11 protein-coding genes are annotated in these 12845 nt (G+C 59.3%); 1 reads left to right on the forward strand and 10 read right to left on the reverse strand.

From position 1 onward, the window contains the following. Nucleotides 1-27 precede the first annotated feature (27 nt). The 10 genes from LJU29_RS17030 to LJU29_RS17075 all read right to left on the reverse strand — a co-directional run bounded on the left by LJU29_RS17030 (nt 28) and on the right by LJU29_RS17075 (nt 11632). Nucleotides 28-198: a hypothetical protein gene (locus LJU29_RS17030; protein WP_154618444.1), complete on the reverse strand. Its 171-nt coding sequence runs from the start codon at nt 196-198 to the stop codon at nt 28-30. A gap of 252 nt (nt 199-450) precedes the next feature. Then, nucleotides 451-1470 (reverse strand): Gfo/Idh/MocA family protein, encoded by a 1020-nt coding sequence (locus tag LJU29_RS17035; RefSeq protein ID WP_005754438.1) that lies wholly within the window; start codon nt 1468-1470, stop codon nt 451-453. A gap of 66 nt (nt 1471-1536) precedes the next feature. Then, nucleotides 1537-2397 (reverse strand): sugar phosphate isomerase/epimerase family protein, encoded by an 861-nt coding sequence (locus tag LJU29_RS17040; RefSeq protein ID WP_257110971.1) that lies wholly within the window; start codon nt 2395-2397, stop codon nt 1537-1539. 51 nt (nt 2398-2448) lie between these two features. Then, nucleotides 2449-3459, reverse strand: coding sequence for a bifunctional inositol 2-dehydrogenase/D-chiro-inositol 1-dehydrogenase (gene iolG / locus LJU29_RS17045; protein ID WP_257110972.1), 1011 nt, complete (start codon nt 3457-3459; stop codon nt 2449-2451). A 67-nt stretch (nt 3460-3526) separates the two neighbouring features. After that, the gene (gene iolD, locus LJU29_RS17050) at nt 3527-5464 is read right to left on the reverse strand and encodes a 3D-(3,5/4)-trihydroxycyclohexane-1,2-dione acylhydrolase (decyclizing) (protein WP_257110973.1); all 1938 of its coding nucleotides are present in this window, start codon (nt 5462-5464) and stop codon (nt 3527-3529) included. A 58-nt stretch (nt 5465-5522) separates the two neighbouring features. Next, on the reverse strand, nt 5523-6353 hold the full coding sequence (locus LJU29_RS17055) for a TIM barrel protein (protein ID WP_005754442.1): 831 nt from the start codon (nt 6351-6353) through the stop codon (nt 5523-5525). Between the two features lie 35 nt (nt 6354-6388). Continuing rightward, on the reverse strand, nt 6389-7891 hold the full coding sequence (locus LJU29_RS17060; RefSeq protein WP_257110974.1) for a CoA-acylating methylmalonate-semialdehyde dehydrogenase: 1503 nt from the start codon (nt 7889-7891) through the stop codon (nt 6389-6391). Between the two features lie 28 nt (nt 7892-7919). Then, nucleotides 7920-8729, reverse strand: coding sequence for a 5-deoxy-glucuronate isomerase (gene iolB, locus LJU29_RS17065; protein ID WP_057423557.1), 810 nt, complete (start codon nt 8727-8729; stop codon nt 7920-7922). A 13-nt stretch (nt 8730-8742) separates the two neighbouring features. After that, the gene (gene iolE, locus LJU29_RS17070) at nt 8743-9648 is read right to left on the reverse strand and encodes a myo-inosose-2 dehydratase (protein WP_005754445.1); all 906 of its coding nucleotides are present in this window, start codon (nt 9646-9648) and stop codon (nt 8743-8745) included. Between the two features lie 46 nt (nt 9649-9694). Next, nucleotides 9695-11632 carry a bifunctional 5-dehydro-2-deoxygluconokinase/5-dehydro-2-deoxyphosphogluconate aldolase gene (locus tag LJU29_RS17075; RefSeq protein ID WP_257110975.1) on the reverse strand — a complete coding sequence of 646 codons (1938 nt, stop codon included), beginning with the start codon at nt 11630-11632 and terminating at the stop codon, nt 9695-9697. A 292-nt stretch (nt 11633-11924) separates the two neighbouring features. Here LJU29_RS17075 and LJU29_RS17080 point away from each other — a divergent pair, with 292 nt between their 5' ends. Beyond that, entirely contained in the window at nt 11925-12833 is a 909-nt protein-coding gene (locus tag LJU29_RS17080) for a MurR/RpiR family transcriptional regulator (protein ID WP_002554092.1), read from the forward strand. The last annotated feature ends 12 nt before the right edge of the window (nt 12834-12845 follow it).

Raw genomic sequence — 12845 nt, forward strand, 5'->3', positions numbered from 1 at the left:
AAATTATTGTTGTTCGGATGCAGCGAATCAGCGTGACAGGCGGATCCCGGTCGCTCCAGGAATGCAGAACAGTTGCGCGTCCTTGTGTTGCACGCACATGCCACGGGCAACGATTGTGAGAAATCGCTCCATGGTCCGAATCCAGAATGAAGAGGTGGCAGAACGCTTGGCGGTGAGGCCAGAGGTAGGGGTTTTCATCGACAGTACCTATCTTTTGTTTTGTTTTTGTTGGTGTGCATCTCGTGACTTGAAAGACCTTCAAAGCCCGAGTGATTCGATAGTCGGTAACCTGAAAAAGACTCTATTGGAAAATATTTTCCAATTCAACTGATTTTAGAATTTTATTCCATTTCATTTTTATTCGGCTGCACATACGACAAAGCCCGACGCTTGTCAGGCGTCGGGCTTTGTCCGATGGCAGGCTTGAATGTGCAGCGTGGCACGCGATGATTACAACACCACAACCCGCCCTTCACTGGCGCTCAAGCGAGCTGCATCCATGACCTGTGCCGATGCGATGGCATCATGAGGATCAACCGGATTACCGCCCTGCTCGTCAACGGCGCTCTGCAACAGGCGGTAGAACTCAAGCCAGCAACCGCGCTCCGAAGGCACACGCTCGCGATGGTCACCCTGCTCGAACCAGCCCCAGCGCCGATGCTCTTCGACACCCCAGCGCTCGCCCTCGGACCGTGGCGTGAGGCCGGCAAACGCAGCCTCCTCCTGACCGTCCAGTCCTTCGACGCTGTAACAGCCCTTTGATCCACTGACCCTGAAACGCGGCTTGGGGGTATTTTGCAGACAACTGCCTGACAGGTGCGAAGTCACACCGCTGGCATGCCTCAAGGACACGAAGAACGTGTGGTCCAGTTCGTCTTGCGGCGTAGCGAACTGCAATTCTGCATACACCCGCTCGACCGGCCCGAACAGTACCAGTGCCTGATCCACCAGATGACTGCCCAGATCACGCAGCATGCCACCACCGCTGGCCTTGCCTACCGAGCGTGGCGAATAGCGCTCGATGCTGGACTCGAAACGGCTGATCTGCCCCAGCGTCTTGTTGTCGATCAACTTGCGTACGGTGAGGAAGTCGGAATCCCAGCGCCGATTCTGATAAACGCTAAGCAGCACGCCCCGCCGTTTGGCCGCTTCCACCAGCTCGCGCGCCTGGGCGGCGTCGCTGGCAAAGGGCTTGTCGCTGACCACCCCGACGCCCAGCTCTATCGCTTCAAGGATCAACGCTCGGCGTGAAGCCAGGGGCGTGGAAATCACCACCACATCTACCCCGGCAGCGACCAGCTCGGCCAGCGTGTCGAAGGTTGCCACGCCGGGATGATCGTTGACCACTTCCTGTTTTCGCTCGGGTGAACGGGTGACAACGCCTGCAAATGTGGCACCGGGCAAACTCGAAATCAGCGTTGCATGAAAGTAACGCCCGCCTTTGCCGTAGCCCACCAGCCCTGCTCGCATGGATATCTCCTGTAGTCCATGAACCTCATGGCCGCAGCCATCGGTCGTGTATTGGATGCCACCGTTTCAACGAAGCAGCTCGCTTTTGACCCGCTCCAGCATGAATCGGCTCGATTCATCTGCACGCTCCTCCCAGGCAAATACAGCCACTGTGGCAATACCGTCGAAATCAATGTCCCGCAATGTCGAGAAGAACGCGTCCCAGTCCACCTCGCCCTGCCCGATGTCCAGATGCTGATGCACAGTTGCCGTGACGCCAGGCGGGTTGACGATGTAGCGCAGGTTGGACGAACCCCGGTGATTATAGGTGTCGGCAATGATCAGGTGGGTGAGCTTGTCACCTGCGTACCGCAGCATGGAGGCAATGTCCCCCACGCCATCATCGTAGAAAAAGGTGTGTGGCGCGGCATACAGGTAATTGATCCAGTCCCGGTCCAGGCCGCGAATGATGTCGACTGACTCGTTGTTACGTTCGCAGAAGTCATAAGGATGCGCCTGGATATCGAGCCGGATGCCTTCTCGCTCGAAGTACGGCATCAGTTCATCCATGGATTTCATGAACTGGTTTTCGCACACCAGTGCATGATCGGATTGTCCGCTGAACTCGGTATTCATAAGGTCGCAGTCCATTTCCACGGCCACCTGAATGGCGCGCTTCCAGTTGCGCACCGCTGCAATACGCAAGTCCTCATCCGGCGCAGCCCAATGGTACAGCGGCAACAGCGAGGAGAGTTTCACACCAGCATCGCTCAGGGCTTTGCGAAACTCCCTGATTCGCGCACGATCCACGCGCGGGTACTTGTAGAACGGCATGAAATCTTCGCGCGGTGAAAGCTCTATGTAGTCGTAGCCCAGTTCCGCCGTCTTATCGACCATCGCACCCAGCGACAGGTGGCGATACATATAAGGATCCAGTGCGATGCGCATGATGCCCTCCCTTTTACTGTTTGAAAGACAGCCCGATTCCAGATACCTCTGTCAGTCATAAAACGCGGGACGCATCTCCAGGGCAATCGGCACGACCGCTCCACTGTTCTGCGCCTGCACACAGGCATCGGCGGCCACCGCAGCGGCATAGCCATCCCAGGCAGAAGGTCCGTAAATCGTGCCCGCGTTAACGCCATCGATGAAGTCCTGCAACTCGACGTCATAGGCGGCAATGAACCGGTCTTTCCAGTCCATCAGGATCGCGTTGGACAATTTCGCTTCGCTACGCAACTGCACCTGAGAAGGCTCAGGCAGTTTGGCAATGCCGCTCTCGCCGACCACTTCACACTGGATGTCGTAGCCGTACTGGCAGTTGACGAACACTTCGACGTCGATGCGCGTGCCTCTGGCCGTTTCCAGCATCACGATCTGCGGATCTTTCATGTGCGCAAGGGCCTTGCTGGTCTTGCGCGGGAACACCACCTGTACCGACACATAGTCATCGTTGAGCAGCCAGCGCAGCACATTGAGCTCATGAATCAGCGTGTCGGTGATCGCCATGTCGGTCTTGTAGTTCTCGCCGACCCGAGGGTTGCGGTGCGCACAGTGAAGCATCAGCGGTTCGCCGATACGGCCGCTGTCGATCACCGATTTCAGGGTGCGATAGCCCTGATCATAGGGGCGCATGAAGCCCACTTGAACCAGACGCCTGCCGCTGGCGATCTCGGCCTCGACAATGTGCCGGCAACCCTGGGCGGTAACGGCCAAAGGCTTCTCGCAGAACACCGGCTTGCCTGCGGCAATGGCCGCCAGCACGTACTCTTCATGGCTGGGGCCCCAGGAACAGACCAGCACCGCCTCGACGTCGGGCGCGGCAATCAGCGCGTGGCCATCGGCATACACTTCGGCGCCGATGTCCAGCTCGCGCACCACTTTGGCTGCCTGCTCCAGGTTGATGTCGGTGACCGCTACCACCTGACTGCCAACCAGCGTTTTGCTGCAACGCCGGATATGATCCTGACCGATTGCGCCTGTACCGATCACGCCGAGTTTCAATGCCATTTTCATGTTCCTTTTTTTATTGGATGTTGCCGTGAACGGGTCACGGGTGCTGAACGATAAACAGTGATCAGTACTGTCGAGCCTTGGCCAGTTCGCGGTTGAGTTTTTCGTAAACCTGGGCCGTGGTGCCGGTCGTTGATACTTCGGCAACGCCGACACGCCACCACGACAGGTATTTGTGGATCATGGTCTTGGGCAGGACCTTGATGTCGATCAGCGTCGAGACCGTCTGACGTTGCGCATCGACGAGCGCCTGACGCAGTTGTTCGGCGGTGCTGACCTTATAGGTCTTGCAGCCATAGGCGGCAGCGCTCATGGCGAAATCCACCGGTACAAAGTCGCCGTCGAGCTTGCCTGTGTCGGGATTGCGAAAGCGGAACTCGGTGCCGAAACTGTCCATGCCGTGCTCCATCTGCAGGTTGTTGATGCAGCCGAAGGTCATGTTGTCCAGCAACACCACGTTGATCTTGCGCCGCTCCTGAATCGAGGTCGCCAGCTCTGAATGAAGCATCATGTAAGAGCCATCACCGACCAGCGCGAAAACCTCGCGGTGCGGCGCAGCGAGCTTGACGCCCAGTGCGGCATTGACCTCATAGCCCATGCATGAATAGCCGTATTCGACGTGATAGGTGTCGACCCCGGTGCTGCGCCATGCACGCTGCAGGTCGCCCGGCAAACTGCCCGCCGCCGCAACGATCACTGCGTCAGAAGGCAGGTTCTGGTTAAGGATGCCCAGTACGCCGCTCTGGGTCAGACACGAGCCGGTCAGCTCGATGAACTCGCGCAGCACGGCCGGATCCAGGTGATCGTTGATTTCCGGGACGAAATCCTCGCTCTGGTACTCGACCGCATACAGGCGATCAACCTCGGCATCCAGCTGCGCACGGGCTGTCTGCGGCGCATCGCCCCAGGCAGCACGGTAACCGCTGGCTTGCAGGCTTTCGGTCAGTGCCTGCAATGCCACCTGCGCATCAGCCAGGACCTGCACGCCATCCAGCTTCTGCACATCGAAGGCACCGACATTGAGGTTGAGAAACTGCACGTCCGGGTTTTGGAACAGCCATTTCGACGCGGTGGTGAAATCGCTGTAGCGGGTGCCGATGCCGATGATCAAGTCCGCCTCTTTCGCCAACCGATTGGCCGCCACCGTGCCGGTTTCGCCGATGCCGCCCATGTTCAGCGGGTGCGCCGAAACGATGGCACTCTTGCCTGCCTGGGTTTCGGCGAACGGGATATCGAAGCGCTCGGCAAAGGCTTGCAAGGCATCGGCTGCGCCGGAATAACGCACGCCACCACCGCAGATCAGCAGCGGTTTGCGCGTGCCGGCCAGCAGCTTCAACGCGTCGTCAAGCATGGCCTTGCTGGGCGGGCGGCGGTCGATACGGTGCACACGTTTTTGCAGGAAGCTGTCCGGATAATCGTAGGCCTCGGCCTGCACATCCTGAGGCAGCGCCAGCGTGACGGCACCGGTATCAGCCGGGTCGGTCAGTACGCGCATGGCATTGAGCGCTGCGCTCATCAACTGCTCGGGACGGTTGATACGGTCCCAGTATTTGCTCACCGCCTTGAACGCATCGTTGGTGCTGATGCTCAGGTCGTGAAACTGCTCGATCTGTTGCAGCACCGGGTCAGGCTGGCGGCTGGCGTAGACGTCCCCCGGCAACAGCAGCAACGGAATGCGGTTGGCCGAGGCGGTTGCGGCGGCGGTGATCATGTTCGCCGCGCCTGGCCCGACCGAAGAGCTGCACGCGTAGATCTTGCGCCGCAGATGCTGCTTGGCAAAACCGATGGCGGCGTGGCACATGCCCTGCTCGTTACGGCCTTGATGAACCACCAGGTCGCCGCTGTCCTGTTCCAGCGCTTGCCCAAGACCCAGCACGTTGCCATGCCCGAAAATGGTGAAGATGCCAGCGACGAATTTGCTCTGCACGCCGTCGACTTCGACGTACTGATTATCGAGAAACTTCACCAGGGCCTGGGCCGTGGTCAGTCGGGTTGTACTCATGTTCACACCTTGTTGTTGTTTGAGGTGGCCAGGGTTTGAGGTGGCCTGACGGCTGACGTCAGTGACGCTGCGAAACGGCTCGTGACAAGTGCGTCATGCTCGCCGCTATCGCCTGAGGGATGTCGGCCAGCGCATGGACGCTTTCGGCGAATGGTTCGAACGACAGATGGCCCTCATAGCCGCTGTCCAGCAGACGCTCGATCTGCGATGCATTACCCAGAATGTCAGCCTCGCCGACCAGCACGCGATGGCCATCGCGAATGCTGTTGAGCGGTGCCTGCGCATCCTCGACACCGGAGATATGCACCAGCCCGGTCAACTCTGGAAACAGCTCGACCTCACCGGCCAAGTGGTGGTGAAAGGTGTCATGAACCAGCCGATAAACGTCCAGCCCACCCACCGCCCTGATTGCGTCCACCGCCTGACGTTTGAGGCGCAACGAGCACTCCTCGAAGCCCAGCGGTTCGACGAAGCCGAGAATGCCGTGCTCACGAAGAATCGGTGCCAACGCAGTCAACGCGGTGCGCACCCCCGAAGCGCGCTGCGCGCCGTTACGCGGATCTGCACGGTCATTGAGCGGACATAGCACCAGACCGCGCGCACCGCAGTCGCGAGCGTACTGCGCCAGCTTCGTCGCCTGGGCTGCGCGCTCTTCATTCCAGACATCGAATGGGTACAGGGCGTTGATGGACAGCACCTTTACCCCTCGGGCAGCGCAAAGGTCACGAACGACCTGGGGTGCAGTGCCGTCCTCGATCTCGATACCCTTGAGGTCGTTGCGAATCTCGATGGCATCGGCACCCAGCTTCACCGCCAGATCGACGAAACCTTCCAGAGACAGGCGCGGCGCGACCATTCGATTAAGGGCGAAACGCAGAGGTTGGTTCATTGTTCTTGTTCTCCGCAACATTCCATTGATGAAGACTATTTGGCAGTCGGCATACTGAACTCGGGGCCTTTGGCGATGCTGTCCGGCCAGCGCTGCATGACACTCTTGTAGCGACTGTAAAAGCGCAGGCCTTCTTCGCCATACGCGTGGTGATCGCCAAACAGTGAACGTTTCCAGCCGCCAAACGAATGCCAGGCCATGGGCACCGGGATAGGCACGTTGATACCGACCATGCCGACCTTGATGGTCCGCGCAAACGCACGGGCCACACCACCATCGCTGGTAAAGCACGACACACCGTTTCCGAATTCGTGTGCGTTGATCAGCTCGACGGCACTGGCGAAATCCGCGACGTGGACGATGCCCAGCACCGGGCCGAAGATTTCTTCCTTGTAGATCTGCATCTGCGGCGTGACGTGGTCGAACAGCGTCGCCCCGACGAAAAAGCCCTGCTCGGCACCCGGCACCTTGAAGTGGCGACCATCGACAATCAGCTTCGCCCCCTCTTTGACGCCCTGATCGATGAAACCCTCTACCTTGGCTTTGTGCACGGCGGTGACCAACGGCCCCATGTCCGAATCGGCCTGCATGCCATTGCCGACCTTGAGCTGATCGATGCGCGGCAGCAGCTTGTCGATCAGTTGCTGGCCGACATCGCCTACCACCACTGCAATGGAAATCGCCATGCAGCGCTCACCCGCCGAACCATACGCCGCCCCGATCAAGGCATCGGCGGCTTGATCCAGGTCCGCATCGGGCATCACGATCATGTGATTCTTGGCCCCGCCCAGCGCCTGCACGCGCTTGCCGTGGGCCGTGCCCTGCTGGTGGATGTACTCGGCAATCGGCGTCGAACCGACGAACGAAATGGCCTCGATGTCAGGGTGCTGCAGCAAGGCATCGACCGCGACCTTGTCGCCCTGCACCACGTTGAATACGCCATCAGGCAGACCGGCCTCCTTGAGCAGGCGCGCCATCAGCAGGCTGGCCGACGGATCGCGCTCGGAAGGTTTGAGGATAAAGCAGTTGCCGGTCACCAATGCCATAGGGATCATCCACAGTGGCGCCATGACCGGAAAGTTGAACGGCGTGACCCCGGCGCAGACGCCCAGAGGCTGGCGCAGGTTCCAGTTATCGATACCACCGCCAATGTTGTCGCTGAAATCACTTTTCAGCAGGCTGGGCGCACCGCAGGCAAATTCGACAATCTCGATACCGCGCACCACTTCACCACGCGCATCGGACAGCACCTTGCCGTGCTCGCGGCAAATGATCTGCGCCAGCTCGTCGTGGTGCCGGTCCAGCAATTCCTTGAACTTGAACATGACCCGCGCCCGGCGCAGCGAGGACTGATCGGCCCAGCCGGGAAAAGCAGCCTTGGCCGAAGCGACCGCTTCATCCACGGTTTTCACGCTGGCCAGCGCAACGCGCGCTTGAACAGTGCCGATTGCCGGGTTGAAGACATCGCTGTAACGCTCACCATCGCCGTCATTCAGGTGTCCGTTGATGTAATGGCCGATTACCGGTGACTCGTTCATCTCATGCCTCCAGAGTAAAAAGGGGAAATCAAAGATCCAGCAGCCAGCTGTGCTGCGGGTCGTTGTGGAACTGCCAGGCGCGTGTCGGACCGGCCATCACGTTCAGGTAATACGATTCGTAACCGTAGGGCACAGACACCGGGTGATAGCCTTTGGGCACTGTCACCAGATCATTGTTTTCCACGGCCATGGCCTGATCGATACTGCGGTCGTCGGTGTAAACCCGCTGGAAAACGAAACCCTGCGGCGGGTTGACCTGGTGGTAGTAGGTCTCTTCGAGAAAGCTCTCGTGGGGCAGATTGTCCCGGTCGTGCTTGTGCGGCGGGTAGCTGGACGAATGTCCCGAAGGAGTCCGTACCTCGACCACCAGCAGCGAATGCGCCGGTTCACTGTCCGGCAGAATGTCGCACACGTAACGGGTGTTGGCCCCTTTGCCACGTACGCTGCGTTTCATGCTGCCCGGCATGATCAGCCGCGCCGCAAGCTGTTTGCCCGCATCGCCCGGCGCCGTGCATACGGCCAGATGCAGCGGACCACGCGCAACGAACTCTGCCTGACTATGCGGTGGCAGGTAGACCGCAAACGGCGATTTTTCCTCGAACACCGATTGCCGATCGCCGATGTTTTCCCAACTGAAAGCGCCCTGCCCCGGTGCTTCGCCATTCACGCTGGCGTACCCGGCCAGCAAGACCACGCACAGTTCGTTTTCTTCTGCAGCGAGAGGCAGGCGCTCTCCGCCCTCCAGTCGGTAGGCGGCAAAGTTCACGTACTCGAGCGAGCCGGGCGCCAGCGCCACGATGTCACGGCCCTGGGGTTTGCTCTTGGTCAGCAGATTCATGGTTCAATCCTCCTTATTGCGCATCGGCCAGCAGTTGGCGCAAGGTGTCATAGCCCTTTTTGGCATACACATAACTCGGCGCTACCGCTGGGTCCTGTTCGGCCTCGACCACCAGCCAGCCGCTGTAGCTGGCTTGCAACAACACCTTGAGCAGCGCAGAAAAGTCGATATCGCCGTCGCCTGGCACCGTGAACGTGCCATTGATGATGCAGTCCGGAAAGCTCCAGAGATTGTTGCGCGCCAGTTGCACCACAGGTTTGCGCACATCCTTGAAATGCACATGGCAGACACGCTCGATGTGCTTGCTCAGCACCTGCAAAGGCTCGCCGCCGCCCATGTAACAATGCCCTGAATCGAACAGCAGTCCGACTTCCTTGCCGGTCAGTGTCATCAGCCGATCAATATCCTGTGGCGACTCGACGTAAGCGCCCATGTGGTGGTGATACGCCAGGCGTACCCCTCGGGACAGGGTGAAACGCGCCAGTTCGGTGAGTTTTTCGGCATATTCAAGCCAGGCTGCATCGGTGTGAAAACGCGGTCGTTCAACCAACGGAATGCGCTGCCCCTGAATCGAGTCAGCCACTTCACCGTACACCAGTACCGAAGCGCCATTCTCGGCGAGCAATTGCACATGCGGGGTAATGGCTTCGATTTCTTCGGCCACCGAGCGCTGCGCCAGACGGCTTGAATACCAGCCGGAAACCAGCGCCAGATCATAGGGCCGCAGCACATCGCCGACACCCTTGGCATCTTTCGGAAATTTGCCGTTGAGCTCAAAGCCCTCGTAACCAATGGCTTTGCCCTCGCTCAAGGCTGTGCTCAGAGGCGTCTCTCCGCCGAGGGCCGGCAAGTCATCGTTGCTCCAGGAGATCGGGTTGATGCCGATGCGGATCCTGGGTGTGGAAATGGAAACGGGCATGGCTGCACCTTTTTTGTTGTTATCGCGACGTCAGATCAAGAAAGAGTCAGGCGCGGCTTTCGCGCCAGGACTCGATCAACCAGTTGAAGGTGCTCTGCACCCGACTGACCAGCGCCGCATCGTCTATTTCCCCGGCCATCCAGGCCCGGCTTGGCTCGCGAAATATGGTCCGGCCCACGGCAAAACCCTGGCAAACGCGGCTGTGTCGTGCTTCGGCAAAACCGGCAGCGAGGTCTTCTACAGGCGCATTGAGCCCGAGCAGTACCACGCCACGGCAATACGGATCGCGCTGCTGGATCAATTCGTCCAGCTGCTGCCAGACCTGCGCGCTCTGCGCCTCGATCTTCCACCACGCCGGGTAGATGCCCAGGTTGTACAAACGCTTCAGCGACCGGACCATCACGTCAGGATGAGACGAGGGGTGATCCTTGGGTGGAATGATTTCCAGCAGCAGTTCGTGACCACTGACTTTCGACGCGTCGTAGAGCGCCTTGATCTGCGCTTCCTGTTCCAGACGCAGCATGGGCTCGTCATCGGGGTGATATTGCACCAGGCACTTGATGATCTGCTCTTGCGGCCAGGCGAGCAGATTGCTGCCGATGGAGCGGCCATGCTCGAACGCCAGGGGTCTTGAACCCTGCACTTCCACCGGACGCGCCACCCACCAACCGCGACCGGTCGCAGCGTTAAGTGAATCCTGACCGAAGCGCTGATCGGCAAGCAGCCCGACATCGGCTTCGATGCCACGCTGGCGCAGGCCGGCTTCGACCCGCTCAACCGCCTGCACGAATAGTTGCTTGAGCTGGCTGATGCTGCTCAGGCCGCGCCCGGCCTGTTGGGCCAGCTCGACCAGTTGGCCGCGATGATCGAAGGCGAAGATGAACAACTGCCGCCACTGCTTGCGCGGCACGCTGACCTGATGCAGCCGTTGCAGGACAACATCCTGATCAGGCCGGGTAATGGGGTACGGGCTGCTGAACAGGTAATCCAGTTCGGCAGGCGTCGGCATCGCAGGCGCGCAGGCATGGCGCGATACCACCAGCCCGCCACAGGCATTGGCCAGCTGGCAGCAGCGCTCGTCGCTGGCATCCTTGAGCCAGCCGCTGAGAAAACCGGACATGAACGCATCGCCAGCGCCCAGCACGTTGAGCACTTCAACCCGCACGCAGGGGTAGATTGCGCCGTCTTCAAGCCGCGCAGGAATCGCACCGTGAATCACTGTGCAACCTTGCGGGCCGAGCTTGACCACAAGCGTCGCGGCCGTCAGTTCGCGCACGGTACGCAGGGCAGTGAGCAAATCGGTAGAGCCGCCGGCAATCTGAAATTCTTCTTCAGTACCGACAATCAGGTCAAAACGCGGCAGGATGCGCTGCACATGCTGACTGACCTTCTGATCGGCAACAAAACGTGTCTCGCCATCAGCCTTGGCCGCCAGGCCCCAGAGCACCGGGCGATAATCAATATCCAGCACGCGTTTGACGTCGTGCTTTTCGGCGTAGTCGAGCGCCTGGCTGCTGGCCTTGAACACTTGATCGGTAGAAAAATGCGTGCCGGTGATCAGCAGCGCCTTGCTCGACGCGATCTGCTGTTCGTCGATGTCCTCGGCGCGCAAAGCCATGTCGGCGCAATTTTCGCGGTAGAACACCAGGGGGAACGTTTCACGGTCTTTCAGCCCCAGCAGCACCATGGCGGTCAGGCGCTCGGGATCGCGCTTGATAGCGCTGACATCACAGCCTTCGCGGGCCAGCGACTCGACCAGGAAGCGACCCATATGGTCATCACCTACCCTGCTCAGCATGGCCGACCTGAGCCCCAGCCTGGCAGTACCGAATGCGATATTGGCCGATGAGCCGCCCAGGTATTTGGCGAAACTGGAAACGTCTTCCAGCCGCGCACCTACTTGTTGCGCATAAAGATCGACGCCCAGGCGTCCGAGGCAGATCAGATCCAACTGACGCCCAGTGGCAAAGCATGTCTGGCCCATGGTGGCTCCTGTTATTTTTATCAGCCTGCAGCGCCTGCATCATGTGTACACGCTGCTTTGTGAATGCAGCGTAAAACGTCGAGCCTCATCAATCAATATTTATTCTATAATTATTTTTAGTGGAATATTTTTTCCATACCGCTATTCAAGTGCTGGCACAATGCACAGACGGGTAAGCTATAGTCGTCCCGGCCCAAGGCAGCCTCCATCGTCGGGCACACAACTGCGTTACCTTGAAAGATGTTGCTCTGTAAGAAATTGCCCTGAAAGAACAGGTAGAAAGGATTTGAATATGACCCGCGCCGATCAGCCCACTCTGCCCGAGACGAGCGTCGACATGCCGCCGACCAATGCCGAAGGCCTGCTAAGGCTGATCACTGATGAGTACGACGGTTTACCGCGTCAGCTCAAGCGCATCGCCAGCTATATGAGCCAGCAGAGCGACCGGATCATGGTTGACCGGATCAGTGACATTGCCCGCGAGTGCGAAGTCCACCCGTCGGCCATTGTGCGCTTTTCCCAGCGTTTCGGGTTTAGCGGCTTCAGTGAGATGCAGGCGTTGTTTCGCGAGGCTTACACGCACAAGACCACGCCGGTGCAGAACTACCAGCAACGCATCCGCAGCATGATCGCCAATAAGTCTCAGAAGGCCCACTCGGGTGATCTGGCACGCGAATGCGTGAGCGCAACGCTCTCCGGGCTGGAGCGTTTGAGTGCAGAGCTGGACGACGATGAGTTCGAAAAGGCTGTAGATCTGGTGGTCAACGCCGACAATATCTACGTGGTGGGTGTGCGCCGCTCATTTGCCGTGGCGGATTATCTGGTCTACAACCTGCAACACACCAACAAGCGTATTCACTTGATATCGGGCCTGGGGGGCAGCTATCGAGAGCAGATGCGCAGCGTGCGTGCCAACGATCTGGTGATTGCCATCAGCTTCACGCCCTACGGCAAGGAAACCCAGCATTGCCTGCGCATCGCCCAGCATCATCAGGCCAAGACGCTGATCATCACCGACAGCAATCTGTCGCCGCTGGCCAAGCGTGCTAACTCGGTGTTGCTGGTCAATGAAGGCAGCTCGTTCGCCTTCCGCTCGCTGAGCGCCACCCTGTGCCTGTGCCAGGCACTGTTCATTGCAGTGGCGTATCGGCTGGAGCTGAAAGTGGACGAGATCCACGAGCAGGTCGGGTTTGATGATTGAGGGCTGAGATTC

Origin of the sequence: Pseudomonas ficuserectae, from assembly GCF_024584585.1 — a bacterium.
GTDB classification, from domain to species: Bacteria; Pseudomonadota; Gammaproteobacteria; order Pseudomonadales; family Pseudomonadaceae; genus Aquipseudomonas; species Aquipseudomonas amygdali.